This is a genomic window from Citrobacter sp. CK202 (assembly GCF_030333225.1).
Lineage (GTDB): Bacteria > Pseudomonadota > Gammaproteobacteria > Enterobacterales > Enterobacteriaceae > Citrobacter_B > Citrobacter_B koseri.
The window spans coordinates 638839-658786 of the sequence record NZ_JAOWGI010000028.1; the positions used below are offsets into that span (position 1 = coordinate 638839).

Here is a 19948-nt window from a genome sequence, read left to right on the forward strand (position 1 = left end):
CGCCTTATCCGGCCTACAAAATATGTGGTCGTAGGCCTGATAAGCGAAGCGCCATCAGGCAGAAAACTTAATCCAGCCGGCGTTTGGTCTTCATCCACGTCAGGCCGATAAACATGGCTGCCGAAGCGATTAAAAATAACGTATTAACGATCAACACAATGGGGATGTTCCCCGCCAGAAACAGGCTTTGCAGGGTGCTGACGAAATAGCGCGCCGGAATAATGTAAGTCACCGCGCGGATGACGGCAGGCATACTGTCTATCTGGAAAATAAAGCCTGACAGCATAATCGACGGTAAAAAAGCGGCGTTCAGCGCGACCTGCGCGGCGTTAAACTGGTTACGGGTAATGGTGGAAATCAGCAGTCCCATTCCCAGCGTACTGAGCAGAAACAGGCTGGTGATAAGAAACAGAATCACCAGCGAGCCGCGCCAGGGCACGCCAAGAATAAACACCGACACCAGCATACACAGCAGCATCGCCAGCATGCCGAGGAAGTAGTAGGGGATCAGTTTGCACAGCAACAACTCTGCGCGCGTCACCTCGGTCGAGAGCAGGGCCTCCATCGTCCCGCGCTCCCACTCTCGTGCAACCACCAGCGAAGTGAGAATGGCGCCAATCACCGTCATGATAATGGTGACCGCGCCGGGAATGATAAAGTGCTGGCTGATGGCCGCCGGGTTAAACCAGTAGCGGGTCTGCACGTCGATCAGCGGTTCAAATTCTTCCCCACGATCTTCAGCCCGCTGCATTTGCCAGATCTGCCAGACCCCCTCCACGTAACCCTGCACGAAGTTGGCGGTGTTCGGTTCGCTGCCGTCGGTGATAACCTGTATCGGCGCGGTGTCATTCTCTCGCGCCATCTTTTGCGCAAAATCGACCGGGATCACCACCAGCCCGCGAATGCGCCCGGCCTGCATTTTCTCAATAAGCTCATGGCGGCTATCGCTGATGGTGGCGTCGATATACGGCGAACCGGTCATAGCGTGGGTGAAATCCAGCGCCTCCTCGCTCTGTTGTTCGAGCAGAATGCCGACCCGCAGCTTGCTGGAGTCGAGGTTAATCCCGTAGCCAAAAATAAACAGCAACAGCAGCGGGATCACCACGGCGATCAGCCAGCTACTGGGATCGCGGATAATCTGACGCGTCTCTTTCACGCACAGCGCGCGTACGCGCCGCCAGGAGAGCAGGGCGTTACTCATGAGCATGCTCCTTATCCCAGTCGTGAATGAGCGTGATGAAGGCCTGCTCCATCGTCGGGTCCGGCGTGTCGTCGTCTGCCGCCTGCGCTTTCAGATCGTCCGGCGTCCCGCTGGCGATCAGCTTGCCGCGATAAACCAGCCCGATACGGTCGCAGTATTCCGCTTCGTCCATAAAGTGGGTGGTGACCATCACCGTGACCCCTTTTTCTACCATGCTGTTGATGTGCAGCCAGAACTCACGGCGGGTGAGGGGATCGACGCCGGAGGTAGGTTCATCGAGAAACAGAATGTCGGGTTCATGCATCAGCGAACAGGCCAGCGCCAGACGCTGTTTAAAACCGAGCGGCAGCGCATCCGTCGCATGAGAGGCGATGCTTTTCAGGCCGAAGGCTTCGCTCATGCGGGTGATTTTTTCGTTTTGCGCCCGGCCTCGCAGGCCATAAACCCCGGAAAAAAAACGCAGGTTTTGCTCTACCGTCAGGTTGCCGTACAGGGAAAATTTTTGCGCCATATACCCTAAATGCTGGCGCGCCTTGCCGGAGCTGACTTTCAAATCCATATCCAGCACCAGCGCTTTGCCGGAAGTTGGCACCAGCAAACCGCACATCATCTTGAACGTGGTGGATTTCCCCGCGCCGTTGGGGCCGAGCAGACCGAAGATTTCTCCGCGCTCAACGGCGAAGTTAACGTGGTCGGTGGCGGCGAAGTCGCCGAATTTTTTGGTCAGTTCTTTGGCCTCAATGACCGTCTCACCCGGCGTGCCGTCAACGGTATGCAGGATCGCGCCGAGCGGAGACTCCGACGTACCCGCGCCGCCAAGCAGGTCGATAAAGGCATCTTCAAAGCGCGGCGTGGTGTCGTTAATCGTTATCTCCGGCATCCCTTCGGCCCGGCGGATATCCTCTGCGGTAGCCTCTTTTTTCAGGATCAGCCGTACCGATTTCCCCTGAATCATACCGTCGCTCACCTGCGGCAGTTTCAACGCGCGTTGCAGGAGCTTGCGGTTATTCTCCTGCGGGCTGCTCATTAAGAAACTGCGTCCTGCCATGGTCTGCGTTAGCTTAGTCGGTTCGCCCTGATACAGCAGCTCTCCTTCGTTCATCAGCAGCACGTCGCGACACTGTTCGGCTTCGTCCAGGTATGACGTACTCCACAGGATAAGCATGCCGTCACCCGCCAGTTCATGCACCATTTGCCACAGCTCGCGACGGGAGATGGGGTCAACGCCGACGCCCGGTTCGTCAAGCAGCAGCACTTTCGGCTCGCCGACCAGCGTACAGGCCAGCCCGAGTTTTTGTTTCATCCCGCCCGAGAGCTTGCCTGCCAGCCGTTTGGTGAAGGGGCCGAGGGCGGTAAATTCCAGCAGACGGGCAAACGTTTTTTGCCGTTCTTCGCCCGTTACGCTGCGTAAGTCCGCATAGAGATTGAGATTCTCCATCACGGTCAGATCTTCATACAGACCAAATTTTTGCGGCATGTAACCAAGTACCGCATGCAATTCACTGTCGTTTTTGATCGGATCGAACCCGATCACCGACGCGCTGCCGCTATCGGGCTTGAGCAGCCCTGCCAGCATCCGCATCAGCGTGGTTTTGCCTGCGCCATCCGGCCCGACCAGACCCGTGACATAACCGGCGTGGATCGTACAGTCGAGCGGGGCGACCGCCGGTTTTTCCATTCCGGCGAAGCGCTTCACCAGGCCGTTTAACGTAATGACGGCGTCATTCATGCCGCGCCTCGTCGCTGAACGTTAGCGTCACAGGCATTCCCTGGCGCAGCGCATCGTCCGCGTCAGTCACCACAATGCGCAGTCGATAGACCAGGTCTGTGCGCAGATCCGGCGTTTCAACGGTTTTCGGGGTGAATTCAGCGGTCGGCGATACGAAGCCGATTTTGCCGTGGTAAGGCTTGTCAGGGCGGCCATCGGTGTAGAGTAAAATTTCGCGGCCGGGCTGTGCCTGGCTGAGGTTGCGTTCATCCACGTAGGCGCGAACCCATACCGGACGAGTCAGCGACAGCGTCAGCACGGTGCTGCCTGCGTTGAGCATACTGCCGGGCTCTACCGCGCGGGTTAACAGCGTACCGTCAGAGGGGGCGATCAGCGTTGTATCCTGTAAATCGAGTTCTGATTGCGCCAGCTGCGCCTGCGCCTGTTCGAGGCTGGCTTTTGCCTGGGCGATATCCTGCTGGCGGTTACCGGTACGGTACTGGCTCAATTTGTCCTGTGCGGATTTCAGCTGCGCCTGCGCCTGATCGCGGGATGAGCGAGCGTTTTCCAGGTCGTTGGCGGAAATCGTGCGGCTTTTCCACAATCCCTGCTGGCGCTGATAAAAGTTCTGCGCATAATCAAATGCGGCCTGCGCCTGTTTCACGGCGGCAGCGGCCTGGGCTATCTCTTCATCGCGATACCCCGCGAGCATCAGATCATACTGCGCCTGGGCGACGGAGACGCCTGCTTTAGCCTGCATCAACGCGTTCTCGTACGGGGCTTTATCCAGCACGCCCAATACCTGCCCGGACGTAATGGCGTCGCCTTCGTCAACGGCCAGCGAAGCCAGCCGGCCTCCGACGCGAAAACTCATATTGACGGTGCGAATATCCACATTGCCGTAGAGCGTCAGCCCGTTATCCTGCCGACTCTGATACCACCATGTACCACCGGCAAGCACGGCGACCAGCGCCGCGACAGCCAGTGCGATAACGACAGGTTTTTTCATTGCTCCTGACTCCTTTGCGTTAAGCCTTGCAGAATGAGATCGATATGACAGGTGATCGTCTGGTAAATCTGTTCTGTTTTCTCTTCATCAAACGTTGACCAGCCGGTACGCAGCAAAATGGTTTCTTTCCCCAGGCGGAAGGCCAGCACTTCGCCCAGCAGCGCGTGCGTGTGGAGAATGGTTTGCGTATCTCCCGGATCGCGGCCGGTATACCCCGCAATCAGGCGCGTCAGATGCGTGTGAAGGGGGTTGAGAACCTGATCGTGCACCCGTTGGTAAGCCGCCGTCGGGGAGAGCTGCTCGCGCGAAATAAATTTGCTCAGGTTAACCGTGTCGTCCTGGGTCAACAGCATGATCATATTTTTGCAGGCGCGCAGGATCAGCTCGCGCATTGCGGCGCGATCGGGCTGCGGCTGGGCGAACAGTCGTTCCGCTTCCTCGGCATGAGGGCGAAACTGGGCGCCGATGAAATCGGCTATCCACTGGGCGCAGGCGAGGTATAAATCCTCTTTGGAGCCAAAGTAGTAAGTGATGGCGGCGATATTTTGTCCGGCCTGGGCGGCAATGTCGCGCGTGGTGGCATGGAGGCCGTATTCGCCAAACTGCGCCAGCGCAGCGGCGATAAGCTGGCTTTTGGCCTGTTCGCCTTTCGTCGTCATGGTTGGGGTATTCATCGCGCAACCTAATTCTTAATCAATCGATTGATTAAGATTATGACCGATAATTGTTCTTGTCCAGTGTGGTGGTTTATTTTGTTTTTTCCAGTCACGGGGATAATTTATGCGGTATGTCACAAAAACTGCTACACTCCGCCCCTTCATGACATTGTGGTTTTTGTCATCCCTCTTGTGAGTATCTCCCTGAAAACTACACCGGTAACGGTCGGGGCGGTTCGGAGTAGTTATGTCTTTTGATTCCCTTGGGTTGAATCCTGATATTTTGCGCGCGATTGCCGAGCAGGGTTACCGTGAACCTACCCCTATTCAGCAGCAGGCGATCCCTGCGGTGCTGGAAGGCCGCGACCTGATGGCCAGCGCCCAGACGGGGACGGGTAAAACAGCCGGTTTTACGCTGCCGCTGTTACAACATCTGATCACGCAGCAGCCGCACGCGAAGGGCCGTCGCCCGGTACGCGCGTTGATTCTGACGCCGACCCGTGAGCTGGCGGCGCAAATTGGCGAAAACGTCCGGGATTACAGTAAATACCTGAACATTCGCTCTCTGGTCGTGTTTGGCGGCGTCAGCATTAACCCGCAGATGATGAAACTGCGCGGCGGCGTTGACGTGCTGGTGGCAACGCCGGGGCGTTTGCTCGACCTGGAACATCAAAACGCGGTGAAGCTGGATCAGATTGAGATTCTGGTGCTGGATGAAGCTGACCGTATGCTCGACATGGGCTTTATCCACGATATTCGCCGCGTGCTGGCAAAACTGCCGCCGAAGCGCCAGAACCTGCTGTTCTCCGCCACATTCTCCGATGACATTAAAGCGCTTGCTGAAAAGCTGTTGCATAACCCGCTGGAAATTGAAGTGGCGCGCCGTAATACCGCTTCTGAGCAGGTGACCCAGCACGTTCATTTCGTGGATAAAAAACGCAAGCGCGAACTGTTGTCGCAGATGATTGGCAAAGGCAACTGGCAGCAGGTGCTGGTCTTTACCCGTACCAAACACGGCGCCAACCATCTGGCGGAACAGCTGAATAAAGACGGCATTCGCAGTGCGGCGATCCACGGTAATAAATCTCAGGGCGCGCGTACCCGCGCACTGGCTGATTTCAAATCCGGCGATATCCGCGTCCTGGTGGCGACCGACATCGCGGCGCGCGGGCTGGATATCGAAGAGCTGCCGCATGTGGTGAACTATGAGCTGCCAAACGTCCCGGAAGATTACGTTCACCGTATCGGCCGTACCGGTCGTGCCGCCGCGACCGGCGAAGCGTTATCGCTGGTCTGCGTTGATGAACACAAACTGCTGCGCGATATCGAGAAGCTGCTGAAAAAAGAGATCCCGCGCATCACCACGCCGGGTTATGAACCAGACCCGTCAATTAAAGCGGAGCCGATTCAGAACGGTCGCCAGCAGCAGCGTGGCGGCGGTGGTCGCGGCCGAGGCCAGGGCCAGGGACAGGGCGGAGCAGGCCGCGCCCAGCAACCACGTCGCAATGATGGCGGGGCGCCGAAAGCCAAACCGCGCAGCGGAGAAGGTAAGCCAGGCGGCGATAAACCGCGTCCGCCGCGCCGCCCGCGCAGACTGGCGGATTAATTGCGAGCCCGGCCGAAAGGTCGGGCTTTTCTTTTTGCGACCCGCGCCAGAAAGTGCCACAATAGTGGCTGTTTATACAGTATTTCAGGTTTTCTCATGGCATTGACCGCTGCGCTTAAAGCGCAAATCGCCGCCTGGTATAAGGCGCTTCAGGAGCAGATCCCCGACTTTATCCCCCGTGCGCCGCAGCGGCAGATGATTGCCGATGTCGCCAAAACGCTGGCGGGTGAAGAAGGTCGTCATCTGGCGATTGAGGCGCCGACCGGGGTCGGGAAAACCCTCTCTTACCTTATTCCCGGTATTGCCATTGCCCGCGAAGAACAAAAAACGCTGGTGGTGAGCACCGCCAACGTGGCGTTGCAGGATCAGATCTACAGCAAAGATCTCCCGCTGCTGCGCAAAATCATTCCTGACTTGCGGTTTACCGCCGCGTTTGGTCGTGGGCGCTACGTTTGCCCGCGTAATCTGGCGGCGTTGGCCAGCAGCGAACCGAATCAACAGGATCTGCTCGCGTTTCTGGATGACGAACTGACGCCGAATAACCAGGAAGAGCAAAAGCGCTGCGCCAGGCTAAAGGGCGATCTTGACAGCTACAAATGGGACGGGTTGCGCGATCATACCGATATCGCCATTGACGACGCGCTCTGGAAGCGCCTGAGCACCGATAAAGCCAACTGCCTGAACCGCAATTGCCATTACTACCGCGAATGCCCTTTTTTTGTCGCCCGACGGGAAATTCAGGAAGCTGAAGTGGTGGTGGCGAACCATGCGCTGGTGATGGCGGCGATGGAGAGCGAAGCGGTGCTGCCGGAGCCGAAAAATCTTCTGCTGGTGCTGGACGAAGGCCACCATCTGCCGGATGTCGCGCGCGACGCGCTGGAGATGAGCGCTGAGATCTCCGCCCCCTGGTATCGCCTGCAACTGGATCTGTTCACTAAGCTGGTGGCGACCTGCCTGGAACAGTTTCGCCCGAAAACCACGCCGCCGCTGGCGAATCCTGAGCGCCTGAATGCGCACTGCGAAGAGTTGTACGAGCTGATTGCCTCGCTCAACAACATCCTGAATCTGTATATGCCTGCGACGCAGGACGCTGAGCACCGCTTTGCGATGGGCGAGTTACCGGATGAGATCATGGCGATCTGCCAGCGGCTGGCGAAGCTGACGGAAATGCTGCGTGGGCTGGCGGAGCTGTTCCTTAACGATCTCAGCGAGAAAACCGGCTCGCACGATATTGTGCGCCTGCACCGGGTGATTTTGCAGATGAATCGCGCGCTGGGCATGTTTGAGGCGCAAAGCAAGCTCTGGCGGCTGGCGTCGCTGGCGCAGTCTTCCGGTGCGCCGGTCTCTAAGTGGGCCACGCGGGAGGCGCGCGATGGGCAGATACACGTCTGGTTCCACTGTGTGGGCATTCGCGTCAGCGATCAGCTTGAAAGGCTGCTCTGGCGCAGCGTGCCGCATATTATTGTAACGTCGGCGACCCTGCGTTCGCTTAACAGCTTCTCGCGCTTGCAGGAGATGAGCGGCCTGAAGGAGAAAGCGGGCGATCGCTTTGTGGCGCTGGACTCCCCCTTTAATCATGTGGAACAGGGTAAAATTGTCATTCCGCAGATGCGCTATGAACCGTTGATTGATAACGAAGAGCAGCATATTGCGGAGATGGCGGCCTATTTCCGTCAGGCGCTGGAAAGCAAAAAACACCACGGCATGCTGGTTTTGTTTGCCAGCGGACGGGCGATGCAGCGCTTTCTGGAGCATGTGACCGATTTGCGTCTTTTGCTGCTGGTTCAGGGCGATCAGCCGCGCTATCGCCTGGTGGAACTGCACCGTAAGCGGGTGGCGAACGGCGAGCGCAGCGTGCTGATTGGCCTGCAATCTTTTGCCGAGGGGTTGGATCTGAAAGGCGACCTGCTGACTCAGGTGCATATTCACAAGATTGCGTTTCCTCCCATCGACAGCCCGGTGGTGATCACCGAAGGCGAGTGGCTGAAAAGCCTGAATCGCTACCCGTTTGAAGTGCAGAGCCTGCCAAGCGCGTCGTTTAACCTGATCCAGCAGGTGGGCCGTTTGATTCGTAGCCACGGCTGCTGGGGAGAGGTGGTGATTTACGACAAGCGTCTGTTAACCAAAAGCTACGGGCAGCGTTTGCTGAATGCGCTCCCGGTATTTCCGATTGAACGCCCGGAAGTGCCGGAGGTAAAAAAACGCCCGACAAAAGTGGTTGCCGGGCGTAAAAAAAGCATCCGTGCGAAGGGGCGCTCTCCTACTGATAGGTAAACGTGACCTGTATGACACTATCGAACGAGCCCGCGCTGACGGGCATGGACGTGGCGTAATAGCGGGCGGCTAACGGGAAAGTGGCCGTGTGATCGCTTTGGTTGATCAGCACGTTAAAGCTTGCCTGCGGGGCGATGAGAATATTGTCCTGCCGATCGGCCAGCTCCAGCGCAAGCCCTTTCGCATTGCCGCTGTTGGCAAATTTGGTCGGGTGTACGCTATCGGCCTGTCCGTAAAAAAACGCGTTGGCCAGCGTGAGTGTTTTTGGGCAATGCGTTACTTCCAGGGAAAACGCTTTCCATTCGCCGGTATCGCCTACGTCTTTGAAATCACTCGATGACGCCTGCCCCAAATCGACGGTTAAATCTTTACTGGCGCTGTCCACGGAGCAGGTGTTGGCATAGATGTTACCCACCATTTGCACCTGGATATCATCTGCGCAGGCATACGTCATCAGACCTGCGGTGAGTAAGAAAACCATTTTTTTCATCGCGATCACTTATAGGCCAGCGTAATCGTGGCGACGGTATTTGCCGGGCCTGGCGTAACGTCGTCGCTGATTTGCTCATAGCGGACCTGGAACGGAATATCCAGCGTTTCGTTGGCTTTTGCCTCGCTTTGCGTGTTGACGTAGTTGTCGAAGGTGGCGATATTGCCATCAAACAGCATTCTGACGCCGACGCCGGTCGCCATCCCGCTTTGCTGAGTCAGTTTCATCACGCCGGCAAAACCCGATTCGTAGCCATTCGCACTGGTGATCTTCACTTCAGGCTGTACGGTGGAATTACAATTGACCGTAACGTTAAAATTTTGTGCTGGCATCGAGAGGGTGCCTACTCCCATAAAATCACTGATCGGAAAGTCGCCCAGATTGACGGTCAGGTTTTTCGGTAACACGGAGCAGGTTACGGTTTCGAGATCCACATTGCCGGCATAGGCAATGTGGTTAGGACTCCCGATACCTTCGTGACCAAACACGCCAATCCCAAACTCTGTTTGCGCCTGCACCAGTGTACCGGAGGTCACGTCACTGCCGGTTTTCACCAGTTCAAGCGTGACGTTGAAGTTAAATGACTGCTGCCCATCGCTGGATACATAACCGATCGGCGTGCCGCGTGAATCGCACTGTACGCCGCCTGCGCCGCTGATCCGCTGGCCTTGCTCGTTCATCAGCGCGATGCCAACGCCGGGCACCCCGGAGTCGTACACCCCTCTCAGGCCTGGTATCTCAGCGCCTGTTCCGTAATAGCAGGAGACAATTTCCAGACCGCTATCAATACTTTGATCGCACTGTCCGGCAACGTGTACGGTTTGCTCTGTTCCTGGAATGGTCTCACCAATCGCCAGCGTCGTCGGTACGGAAACAGATGCCACGTTGATCATTTTGGGCATATCCGGCGTTGTGCAGGCCGCCTTTGCATGCGGCATAAACAAGGCTGCGCTGGCCAAAATCAGGAGGAAAAAACACTGTTTAATCATTTGCATAATGTTGAGTCTGCATGGTGAATCAATGACACTGCGCGGCAGCGTTAATGATGCTGGTTTTATGTCTCTCATCCGTTAGCGTGTACTCTGCGATGCAGTGTTCGCTGGCATCCTGACCCCACGACACGAAGAGCGTTCCGTGCTGAGGTAAACCGGAGAGATAAGTCTGACCGCCGTTGCCAACAATAAACTCGCTGTCTTTATCGTCGGTGGTGACGGTTGCGCCAAAGGGCAACGGCTTACCGTTTTGCGTGAGCATCATTAAAACCCTGCTGCCCACGCGGGTGTTAAAACTGGCGCGGACTACCGCGCCGCGCGTTGGGGTTACTATTCGCGCGGCATGGGTTACGTCGGCATCGTCTGGCAGTGTTTCTGTGTCCAGGGCAATCGTGTTGTGGCGGTAGGCTGATACAAATGGCACAACGGTATAGCCGCGAAAATCGGTTTTGACGCCGGTCTGATTGGTAATGTGTGTGCCATGTGTTCCCGGTGCTTTCACCAGCGCGATGGTTTCACCGAGCGGTTGCGTCAGAGTGATGCCGTTGGCGTGCGCCACAACGCCGCCTTGCAGACCCATATTAACGCTCCGTTGATGGCTGTCCTGGCTGACGCCGCCGCTCACTTCGCCATAGGTTCCTTTGTAATCGGTATTCATACTGGTTGAGTTGCCGCTTCCGGTATTGCTCACGCCTTCCTGGATATTCCAGTTCAGGTTGTCTTCGGCCAGAGCGGTACCGTTAAGGCCAATGTTTTGCGTGGCGCCGTCTTGACTGTTGTTCAGGTTGTACGTCGCCCAGGTGTTGTGCATCCAGTGGTCGAGTGGAACCGAAACGCTCAGCGCGAACTGGTTGTCATGGGTAACGGACTCACCGTTTTCATCGCTGTCGCTGGTGTTTTTGTTCATGCTGTAACTCAGGCTATAGCTCACGCCATGCCAGCTGTTGTTGTAGCTGAGGCTCATGGAGGTCATATCCTGGCGCTGGCTCCAGTAGGTCTCTTTGACCAGACTCAGCGTAAAAGACCCCCAGCTCTCGCCGAGCGTCTGATCGACAGTGGCTTCGGTACGCGCTCGGCGCTGCTGCGGGGCGGACCAGTCGCTGGCGCGGGTATAGGACTCCATTGTGTCTTCCAGGGTGTAAAAACCCTTACTGTTATAGCGATACCCGGCCAGGGAAAAGTTGGTGCCTGCGCCTGCAAAATCTTTGCTGTAACGCACGCGCCATGACTGCCCCGTGCTGGCCTGCTGCTGTTTCAGCAATGCTTTGGCCCGCGTGACGTCGACAGAAAACGCGCCTAAATCCCCCAGGTTTTTCCCGGTGCCGATCGCCTGCGACTGGTAATGGCGGCTTTGCTGTGCGCCGCCATAGGCGGTAAAACCATAAGGTAGGCCATAGATCGCGCTCCCCTGAGCAAATGGAGTTTGCTCGACGTCTTTGTCATAGGCGCGATAGCGACCGGCAGTTACGCTATAGCGCAGGTTTTTTTCACGCTGCAACACGGGTACGGAGGCGTAGGGCACCACGAAATGGCTTTCGCTGCCGTCCGTCTCTTTGACGGTGACCTGCAAGTCGCCGCTGCTGCCCGTCGGGTAGAGATCGTTAATTTCAAATGCGCCTGGCGCTACGGTGTTCTGATAAATGACGTAGCCGTTCTGACGAACCATCACCAGGGCGTTACTGTGTGCGGTGCCACGGATAATCGGCGCATAGCCTTTTTCGCTATCCGGCAGCATGTCGCTGTCGGAATTGAGTTGTACGCCGGTATAAGGCACGCTGTCGAACACGTCCGCCGGAGAGGTGCTTTGCCCTACCGTGAGATCGCTTTTCATCGCCACGATATCGCGCTGCGCGTAGGTATAAACCGACGAGAATTTCTGCTGTTCGTCATGGCCCGTGACGTTACGATTCCAGGTTGAGTAATTGCGCACGCGCCAGGCGCCGATGTTGAACCCGGGACGCAGGTTGACATACTGGCTGCTGTTATCCTGTTCACCCTGTCGGCGGGCGTCGCTCTGACTGGCGTTGGCGCTGTAGTTCAGTAGACCGGCGGTAATGCCTTCATCGAACGTTTTTGGGTCGATATAACCGCGCGGAATCTGGCCCAGCGCTGACTGGGGAATACTGAGCAATAGCTGCTGGTTGCGCACGCGAAACGTGGCGGAGGCGGCGGGAATGGCGCTTAAATCTGCGCATTTTCCTTGTGCCATGAGCTTCGGAAACGCTTTCGTTTTAATGCCGAGACTCTTTAAATCATCCAGGCTGAAACAGGGCTGGAGTGAACGGTTGCCCTTAACATCTTTCTGTAATTTAAATGTGACATCGCGGGTGTCGACTTTATTATTATCAATAAAGATTGATACCTGGTATTTTCCTGGTGCTTGTCCTGGACCTTTTTCATATACCGATAAATCGGTTTTTTCCTGTCGGGGATTATCAATATCCAGGAGCGCCGGGTTAAAATAATCATCTGCCCGCGTTTGCTGCGCAAAACAGAACACTGCCAGGCCACATAACAGGGGCAGCAGTGTGAATAATTTGCAGGAAAACGGCTTTTTATCGCGGTACATGATTATTTTAATTGCCTGTGCGCCGTTATCTTAATGGACAGGCTTAGACCAGGTTCGGCTGATGCTGCCGTAATCAGTAATAATGGAATAGGTCACGGTGTTACCGCCAGTATTGGCGGGCAGAGCCATGTGGGTTGCCGTTTCAGGTACTGCCCAGGTCGCTTTACTGATTTTATGACCATTAATCATCACGCTCTGGAAATTCATATAAAACGGCGTCGGGTTATTGACGACCAGATCGTGACCTTCACGATGCCATTCCAGTTTGTCAGCAACCTCTTCTGGCTTACCTTTCACGGAGGATGGGCGATACAATAATTTAATACGCGTGTTGATCGCGATTTGCAGGGTATTTACCCCCTCAACGTGTTTTGAGGATGGAATAGCCTTGATATTCAGCCAGTACAGCGATTCACGATCCTCAGGCAGATTGCCGCCTGTGCGAATAACCCGCAGAACGTTGTCTTCTTTCGCATTCAGGCGAAACAGCGGCGGCGTAATCAGAAAGGGGGTGTTGCCCGGATTTTTACTGCCGGAATCGACCCAGGATTGTACCAGATAGTCCGTTGAATCTGGGTTTGAAAGACCAAGCGAGGATTCCTTTTTGTCTCCCTGGTACACAAGACGGGTGCCGTTAATAATAACGCCAGCATGCGCTGTCGCTGCTACCAGAAAAAGAGTGCTCAGTAAATAACCGTGACGCATAAATATTTCTCAGCATGAATAAAAGATATTAGCCCTGAAGAAAGGGCTAATATCTTCGGATGGATAATATCAGTTATAGATAACGGTAAAGGTAGATACGGAATTTGCCGGGCCGGCCGTAACGGCAGCCTGAGTCTGAATATAACGCGCTGCAAATTCCAGATCGTTTACCGTGCTTCCTGCCGTCAGTGGATATTGACGGGAAGGGGTATATAAGCTGACGGGTTGCTCTGACGAGTCGAGCAACTGAATTGCCACACCGGTAGCCGTCTCCGTGTCTGGCGTTAATGCCAGGGTCGTGCTGTTATCTGTATCCGGCGTACCGCCAAAATTAATGGCGGCAGAGGTCACCGTTTCCGGGCAGTCTTTTAGCTGAATATCGAATTTCGTTGGTGTGCTGGTAGAGCCTGCGCCAGAAAATACGGTTTTAGACACTCTGCCCAACTCGACATTTAGCGGGTTACTTAACCCATTAACGACCTGACAAGCGGAGTCAATGATTTCACCCGTAAAGTTAATCTGACCTTCGCCATTTGTTGCCGCAAATGCGGATGCGGAACATCCTACTGTTGCAGCGATGAATAAACCTAAAGCAACCTTGTTCATCATAAATCCTGGTGTATAAGTGGTGAAAACCAGCCTGGACGTTTTCACCGTGGACCCTCAATAACTCTTCGCCAGATATTTAATCAGATTGTTTACAGATTAGAATCGTGTATAAAAATCACAAATATTTGAACTAATGCTTGCGTTTTAATAATTACTACAAAAACAGGTGATTGATGGCTGAGATAAAAAACTAACGGCCGGGTCTCCAGAGGGGCTATATTGTTAAAAAAATGTCGCAGTGGAGAATGTCATGGATTATCGCAAAATCATCAAAGAGGTCGGTCGAGGTAAAAATCACGCCCGCGACCTGGATCAGGATACCGCGCGCGGCCTGTATACCCATATGTTGAATGGCGATGTGCCCGAACTGGAAATGGGCGGCGTGTTGATCGCGTTGCGTATTAAAGGGGAAGGCGAAGCGGAGATGCTGGGCTTTTATGAAGCCATGCAGAACCACACGATTACGCTTACGCCGCCGGTCGCCAAACCGATGCCGATTGTCATCCCCAGCTACAACGGGGCGCGCAAACAGGCGAACCTGACGCCGTTGCTGGCGATTCTGCTGCATAAACTGGGCTTTCCGGTGGTGGTACATGGCGTAAGCGAAGATCCGACGCGCGTACTGACGGAGACCATTTTCGAACTGATGGGGATTGCGCCGACGCTGCACGCCGGTCAGGCCCAGGCGAAACTGGATGGGCACGAGCCGGTGTTTATTCCTGTTGGTACGCTGTGCCCGCCGCTGGAAAAACAGCTGGCAATGCGCTGGCGGCTGGGCGTGCGTAACAGCGCGCACACGCTGGCGAAGTTAGCGACGCCGTTTGCGGAAGATGCCGCCTTGCGGTTGTCCAGCGTCTCGCACCCGGAGTACGTTCCGCGCGTCGCGAAATTTTTTGCCGACATCGGCGGGCGCGGTTTGCTGATGCACGGCACGGAAGGGGAGGTGTATGCCAATCCACAGCGTTGCCCGCAAATCAGCCTGATCGACCGTTCCGGCGTGCAGGTGCTTCAGGATCGCCAGAGCGAGATGCCCGACGAGCCGGTGCCGCTGCCTGCGGCAAAAGACCCGGAAACCACCGCCCGCTGGATTGAGCGCTGCCTGGCGGGAAGCGAGCCGATCCCGGCTTCCCTGAAAATTCAGATGGCGTGCTGCCTGGTGGCTACGGGAGAAGCGGCGACGTTAACGGAAGGGCTTGCGCGGGTAGCGCAGCATTTTTAAGCGTCAGGCAAAAAAAAGCCCGTCCAGTGGCGGACGGGCGAACAAGGGTAACACAGGTTCAATGAGGGTTGGAGCAGTGTGTCTGTCGGCAAACAGACGGGTATAACAGAAACGCGTGAAATTATTTGTAGATAACAGCAGTGCCGCTCATTTTGTTGTTGTTGGTTGCGGAAGTGATGCTATAACCGGTTGCGCCGGCAGCTGCCGCTTTCTCAGCCAGTTTCGCTTCCAGGCCATCCAGAGTGGTGGCGCCTTCCGCAGAAACAACACCGATTTTATTCATGCTTTGCGCCTGGGAAGCCGTTACCGGCTCGGCAGCGAAAACGCCAAATGACAGGGTAGACAGAGCGATAGCAGCAACAGCATATTTGATATTTTTCATGATTAATCTCTCGCAGGTTATTCTTGTGTAGTAAGACGTTGTTCCGTCGATGTGATAAGTATCACGGTTTTTTGCGGGAGATAAAATCGAATAGAATTGACGTCATCCATCAAATAATTTGAATGACAAATAACTTATTGATTATTAATAAATTCAAAACATGGATTTACGCTTCTTGCCGTTTCACTTTACAGAAGAGAGAGTAACGGCACATTTTGCCACGCAGAAGGTGAAAAAGCATGAGAGTAAAAGAACATGCTTACGCTGTTGTTTTACGTAAAGAAAAGTTAGCGTAACTGGCTATCTTTCGATCCCCTGCGATTATATCCTGAGAATGTTGAGTTATGTAAATCTTTCTCCTGCTGGCAGGCAATGCATAGCCTTACTCCCGGAACGGCTTTACGCCGCGCTTTCGGGATAGGATCGCCGCACTCTTCACATTCATACAGGCTTTCGCCTTGAGGAATTTCGCCGCGAACGCGGGCGACAGCATCTTCAATAGTATTGTTGATTTGTTCATTAACGGCGTCGTCGTTCGCCCACCCGGATGCCATATACCGGTTCCTCCACCTTTATTCCACACGGTAAGTGTAGTGAATATGGGGTCAAAAATCGTACAGTCAATAGCGCAGAAGCAGGCCGGTATATCAGTCAGCGAAAAACATCAGCGAATGAAAAAGACGGGGGAAGTTTTCTATGCTAAGGAAAACTGCATTCGGTGGGAATGCAGTTACCTGGTAGGGGGTTATTTGTAGATAGTGGCAGTGCCATACATTTGGTTATCGCCACCGGCAGAATTGACGACAAAACCTTTGGCGCCTTGTTCACGCGCTTTTTCTGCCAGTTTATTTTCAAGTTCGCTCAGCGTCGTCGCGCCCGTTGCTGAGACGGTCCCGGCGGGTCTGAGCTGGCCTGCTTCTGAGCTGCTAAGCGGCTGCGCGGCGAATGCACTAAAACTCATGCCAGTGAGCAGAGCAGCAGCCAGTACGGTGAGGCATTTTTTCATAACGGCATCCTCTTAGAAACAACAGGTGGTGCCTCATAAGTTTAGGACGTTGATGACGCAAAATTAACGCAAAAAATTGATTATGATGTGCTTGTTTTTTGAACGATATTTTTTGACGAATATTGACAAATCAATGACATACAGATTGTTGATTTTCCAGGATTTTGTCGCTAAGCCTGCGGAGCGACCCGTGTTCGTTTGCGGTATAAGCGGGCTTTCTCCGTCAGGTTTGTTTACCGCGTTGCGTTATGCGAGTATCTTACGCCGCTGCTAAAAGGAGAATGCCATGTCTGCCCAGAAACCGGGATTGCACCCACGTAATCGCCATCATCATCGTTACGATCTCGCGACGTTATGCCAGGTCACGCCAGAACTGGCGCAATTTCTTACCCGTACGCCTGCGGGTGAGCAAAGCGTTGATTTCGCGAATCCTCTGGCAGTCAAGGCGCTCAATAAAGCGCTGCTGGCGTATTTTTATCAGGTGGCAAACTGGGATATTCCCGAAGGCTTTCTGTGCCCGCCGGTGCCAGGCCGCGCCGATTATATTCACCATCTGGCGGATCTGCTGGGCGAAGCCACAGGCGCGATTCCGGCGGATGCGAGCGTGCTGGATGTGGGGACAGGAGCGAACTGCATTTACCCGCTTATCGGCGTGCATGAATACGGCTGGCGCTTTACCGGCAGCGAAGTCCATGCGCAGGCGCTGGCCAGCGCCCAGGCGATCATCAGCGGCAACCCAGGATTAACCCGATCGATTCGTCTGCGTCGGCAGAAAGATCCTGCGGCAATCTTCAACGGCATCATTCATAAGAATGAACAGTATGACGCCACGCTGTGCAATCCGCCGTTCCACGATTCGGCGGCTTCTGCCCGTGCGGGAAGCGAGCGCAAACGTCGCAATCTGGGGCAGGATAAAAACGATGCCCTGAATTTTGGCGGCCAGCAGCAGGAAATCTGGTGCGAAGGCGGGGAAGTGGCGTTTATCAAAACGATGATCGCGGAAAGCCAGGCCTTTGGCCGCCAGGTGATGTGGTTCACCACGTTAGTGTCGCGCGGCGAAAATTTGCCGCCGCTATACCGCGCGCTGACGGACGTCGGGGCGGTAAAAGTGGTCAAAAAGGAGATGGCCCAGGGGCAAAAGCAGAGTCGCTTTATTGCCTGGACCTTTATGGATGACGATCAGCGTCGCCGCTTTATGGCGCGTAAGCGCTAAAGCGTGGGTTCGCTCGGCGGCAAGGGGGCTGTCGCTGGCGCCTGACTGATCGTCGGTGCGGGCAGTACCTGATACGTTTGCACCGGCGCGCGAACGCCCGCCAGATCGAAGTGTTTTTTCACCTGGCTGTCGAGCGCGAAGCGTACCGTCCACTGTTTTAAGGGCAAGGTGGTAAAGGAGACCCGCAGCGTAAAGGCGGTATTGGTCAGCCCGACGATCCCGGAGAATGACGGTTCTCCGATAATCAACCCGCGAATATCTTCCCTCTCCATCACCGCAGCCACTGCGTCTTTCAATGCCTGATTGGCTTTATCCGCATCTTCATGGCGATCCACGTCATAGTTAGCCACAACCGAACCAATGCCGCGCACAAAGTTCGCGAAGGTAGTAATCGAAGACCACGGAATAATGTGGTACGCCCCGGTATCCTGACGCACGCCTACCGAGCGAATCGACATTCGCTCCACCGTACCGGTCAGCGGGCCGATAGTCACCAGATCGCCGGTATTCATCCCATTTTCAAACTGGATGAATACGCCGGTAATAATATCTTTCACCAGCGTTTGCGAACCGAACGAAATCGCCAGCCCCAGCGCCCCGGCGCCGGCCAGTAAGGGGGCAATGTTCACGCCAATCTCTGACAGCACGATCATGATAGTGATTGTACTGATGATCACCGCCAGGGCGTTACGAAACAGCGTAAGCAGGGTTCGGGTACGCGCGCTGGGCAAGGGGCGGCCGTGAATATCTGATGCCAGGCGGTTCTCAATCAGGCTGGCGAGGATGGTCCATCCGACCGCAGAGAAAAAGAGGATCAGCGCAATGCGGATCAGAATATCGACGGTTTTTTCTCCCGCGCCGTTGTGCAGCCAGTTCCAGAAGTCGAATAACCCCCAGGCGTTGAGCAACAGCATGATCGCCACGCAAACCGTCAAGATTCGCGCGGCTTTCAGGGCGGTTGACAGCCAGCCGTTCAGCCGTTTTTGCAGCTCAGGATAGTTGCGCTGCGTAGGGGGCGACAGCGTAATGGTTTTGGCTATCCAGCGTGAGAACATGCCGGAAACAAACGCGGCGACACCGATAATGAGCAGGCTGCGTACCGTCGCGCCCATCATAAACTTCAGGCTGTTGCCCGGGTCGAACAATGAGAAGAAAAACAGCACGATAAAATAGGCGCTGGCCAGCCAGTGCCACACCAGCGCGAAGGCGCGAATAAACAGGCTGAAAAAGGCCAGCGACCGTTCCGCGAGATTCAGCAGATGTTGGGTGATCTCTTTTTTGTTTTTGAAGATCAGATACAGCGCCCACAGCGTAATGCACAGCATGATGATGACGTTCGCCATCGCGCCGACCTGGACGTTGACCTGGTTGGAGATAATCGGCACGGCGACGATCAGACCATAGCCGATCAGGCTACTGAGCGAACTCAGACGGCGATTCCAGTAGCGCGCGCTGGCGTCCTGAATCGTGAACGGACGCAACTCCGCTACGTTAGGGCAAAAGATCAGACGCAGAATGGCTTTGAAAAACTCAATCAGGGCAAACGCGTTCAGGAACAGACTTTGTTGAAAGGCGATGGTTCGGCTGCCGGCGTTCATTCTGTCGCTCAGTATCTGCCCGACAAACAGGGTCAGCGCCAGCAGGAGCAGATCGATGATAAATGCGCCGATAATCATTGCGGGAAGCTGTAGCCAGTTGCTGCGGTCGCGATTTTTTTTGCGCGCCCACTGACCCATTTTGCGATACAGCGGCAGTGCGCAAAGTCGTATCAGCCAGTAAAAGACAAACACCGAGGCCGCCAGCATCAGGAAGTGGGTCAGGGCATTGGTAAATGCCTGCGTGTTAAACGGCTTATGCGGCGAGTCGGTGATGTTACGATAAAGCTGAGCAAAGCGCCCGGAGAGGGCTTCTCCGTAATGCCGGCTGATGTCGGTTACGTTCTCCAGTACCGTTTTTTCTTCCGTAACCGTGGGTGGCGTTATCGTAGGGACGGGCTCTGGCGGCGGCGTGGCGGCGACTTTTCGTAGCTGGTCGATGAGCTCCTTGCGAGAGGTCTCGTTCTCCAGCACATCCGCCAGCGCTGCGTAGGCGGCTTTCTTTTGTTCGACATCGGGTTCAGCCGCAGACGCGGCCTCCTGACTGCCTGAGGCGTCCGTTGTGACGCCGGGGATCGCGACCGCATGCGCGGGGGCGCCCAGCAGTAAAAAGAGGATGAACAGGATCCGCCGCATGACTCCTCCTGTGAGAAATATAAGCAAAAAGATAAGTATAGATGCTTAAAGGGGAGGGATTTGAAATGGGAGGATTCC

Annotated in this window: 17 protein-coding genes; 4 read left to right on the forward strand and 13 right to left on the reverse strand. The window is 55.2% G+C overall.

The annotated features are described in order from the left end of the window. Positions 1–67: 67 nt before the first annotated feature. From OGX84_RS19105 to cecR, 4 genes are read right to left on the reverse strand one after another with little or no spacing between them, the layout of a single operon-like run. On the reverse strand, positions 68–1201 hold the full coding sequence (locus tag OGX84_RS19105) for an ABC transporter permease (RefSeq protein WP_012133183.1): 1134 nt from the start codon (positions 1199–1201) through the stop codon (positions 68–70). After that, positions 1194–2930, reverse strand: a complete 1737-nt coding sequence (locus tag OGX84_RS19110; RefSeq protein WP_112002203.1) for an ATP-binding cassette domain-containing protein — start codon at positions 2928–2930, stop codon at positions 1194–1196. The genes OGX84_RS19105 and OGX84_RS19110 overlap by 8 nt, the downstream gene beginning before the upstream one ends. Continuing rightward, positions 2923–3918, reverse strand: a complete 996-nt coding sequence (hlyD, locus tag OGX84_RS19115; RefSeq protein ID WP_112002204.1) for a secretion protein HlyD — start codon at positions 3916–3918, stop codon at positions 2923–2925. Before hlyD ends, OGX84_RS19110 begins: the two co-directional genes overlap by 8 nt. After that, entirely contained in the window at positions 3915–4592 is a 678-nt protein-coding gene (cecR, locus tag OGX84_RS19120; RefSeq protein ID WP_071259642.1) for a transcriptional regulator CecR, read from the reverse strand. The genes hlyD and cecR overlap by 4 nt, the downstream gene beginning before the upstream one ends. A 229-nt stretch (positions 4593–4821) precedes the next feature. Here cecR and rhlE point away from each other — a divergent pair, with 229 nt between their 5' ends. Together rhlE and dinG are read left to right on the forward strand one after the other, a co-directional pair. Next, the gene (gene rhlE, locus OGX84_RS19125; protein WP_047457973.1) at positions 4822–6180 is read left to right on the forward strand and encodes an ATP-dependent RNA helicase RhlE; all 1359 of its coding nucleotides are present in this window, start codon (positions 4822–4824) and stop codon (positions 6178–6180) included. A 96-nt stretch (positions 6181–6276) separates the two neighbouring features. Then, positions 6277–8454 carry an ATP-dependent DNA helicase DinG gene (gene dinG / locus OGX84_RS19130; protein WP_112002205.1) on the forward strand — a complete coding sequence of 726 codons (2178 nt, stop codon included), beginning with the start codon at positions 6277–6279 and terminating at the stop codon, positions 8452–8454. On the opposite strand, the gene OGX84_RS19135 is transcribed toward dinG, so the two are convergent. The 5 genes from OGX84_RS19135 to OGX84_RS19155 all read right to left on the reverse strand — a co-directional run bounded on the left by OGX84_RS19135 (position 8441) and on the right by OGX84_RS19155 (position 13816). After that, positions 8441–8944, reverse strand: coding sequence for a fimbrial protein (locus tag OGX84_RS19135; protein ID WP_104869153.1), 504 nt, complete (start codon positions 8942–8944; stop codon positions 8441–8443). The two genes, dinG and OGX84_RS19135, sit on opposite strands and share 14 nt — an antisense overlap. A 5-nt stretch (positions 8945–8949) precedes the next feature. Beyond that, the gene (locus tag OGX84_RS19140) at positions 8950–9939 is read right to left on the reverse strand and encodes a fimbrial protein (RefSeq protein WP_049011137.1); all 990 of its coding nucleotides are present in this window, start codon (positions 9937–9939) and stop codon (positions 8950–8952) included. 22 nt (positions 9940–9961) lie between these two features. Beyond that, complete coding sequence (locus tag OGX84_RS19145; protein ID WP_286458298.1) at positions 9962–12505, reverse strand: fimbria/pilus outer membrane usher protein; 2544 nt, start codon at positions 12503–12505, stop codon at positions 9962–9964. Positions 12506–12535: 30 nt separating this feature from the next. After that, positions 12536–13210 (reverse strand): fimbrial biogenesis chaperone, encoded by a 675-nt coding sequence (locus tag OGX84_RS19150; RefSeq protein ID WP_049011139.1) that lies wholly within the window; start codon positions 13208–13210, stop codon positions 12536–12538. 69 nt (positions 13211–13279) lie between these two features. Further along, positions 13280–13816 (reverse strand): fimbrial protein, encoded by a 537-nt coding sequence (locus tag OGX84_RS19155; RefSeq protein WP_047457960.1) that lies wholly within the window; start codon positions 13814–13816, stop codon positions 13280–13282. A 253-nt stretch (positions 13817–14069) separates the two neighbouring features. Here OGX84_RS19155 and ybiB point away from each other — a divergent pair, with 253 nt between their 5' ends. Continuing rightward, the gene (gene ybiB, locus OGX84_RS19160) at positions 14070–15038 is read left to right on the forward strand and encodes a DNA-binding protein YbiB (protein WP_012133171.1); all 969 of its coding nucleotides are present in this window, start codon (positions 14070–14072) and stop codon (positions 15036–15038) included. A 121-nt stretch (positions 15039–15159) separates the two neighbouring features. Here ybiB and ybiJ read toward each other — a convergent pair whose 3' ends face one another. The 3 genes from ybiJ to mcbA all read right to left on the reverse strand — a co-directional run bounded on the left by ybiJ (position 15160) and on the right by mcbA (position 16426). Continuing rightward, positions 15160–15420 (reverse strand): DUF1471 family protein YbiJ, encoded by a 261-nt coding sequence (ybiJ, locus tag OGX84_RS19165; RefSeq protein ID WP_012133170.1) that lies wholly within the window; start codon positions 15418–15420, stop codon positions 15160–15162. Positions 15421–15707: 287 nt separating this feature from the next. After that, positions 15708–15974 (reverse strand): DksA/TraR family C4-type zinc finger protein, encoded by a 267-nt coding sequence (locus OGX84_RS19170; RefSeq protein WP_275166469.1) that lies wholly within the window; start codon positions 15972–15974, stop codon positions 15708–15710. A gap of 191 nt (positions 15975–16165) precedes the next feature. Then, positions 16166–16426 carry a DUF1471 family periplasmic protein McbA gene (gene mcbA, locus OGX84_RS19175; protein ID WP_012133167.1) on the reverse strand — a complete coding sequence of 87 codons (261 nt, stop codon included), beginning with the start codon at positions 16424–16426 and terminating at the stop codon, positions 16166–16168. A 286-nt stretch (positions 16427–16712) separates the two neighbouring features. Between mcbA and rlmF the strand changes: the two genes are divergently transcribed. Beyond that, positions 16713–17639, forward strand: a complete 927-nt coding sequence (rlmF, locus tag OGX84_RS19180) for a 23S rRNA (adenine(1618)-N(6))-methyltransferase RlmF (protein WP_286458299.1) — start codon at positions 16713–16715, stop codon at positions 17637–17639. Here rlmF and ybiO read toward each other — a convergent pair. Then, positions 17636–19870 carry a mechanosensitive channel protein gene (gene ybiO, locus OGX84_RS19185; RefSeq protein ID WP_275166471.1) on the reverse strand — a complete coding sequence of 745 codons (2235 nt, stop codon included), beginning with the start codon at positions 19868–19870 and terminating at the stop codon, positions 17636–17638. The two genes, rlmF and ybiO, sit on opposite strands and share 4 nt — an antisense overlap. Between the last annotated feature and the right edge of the window lie 78 nt (positions 19871–19948).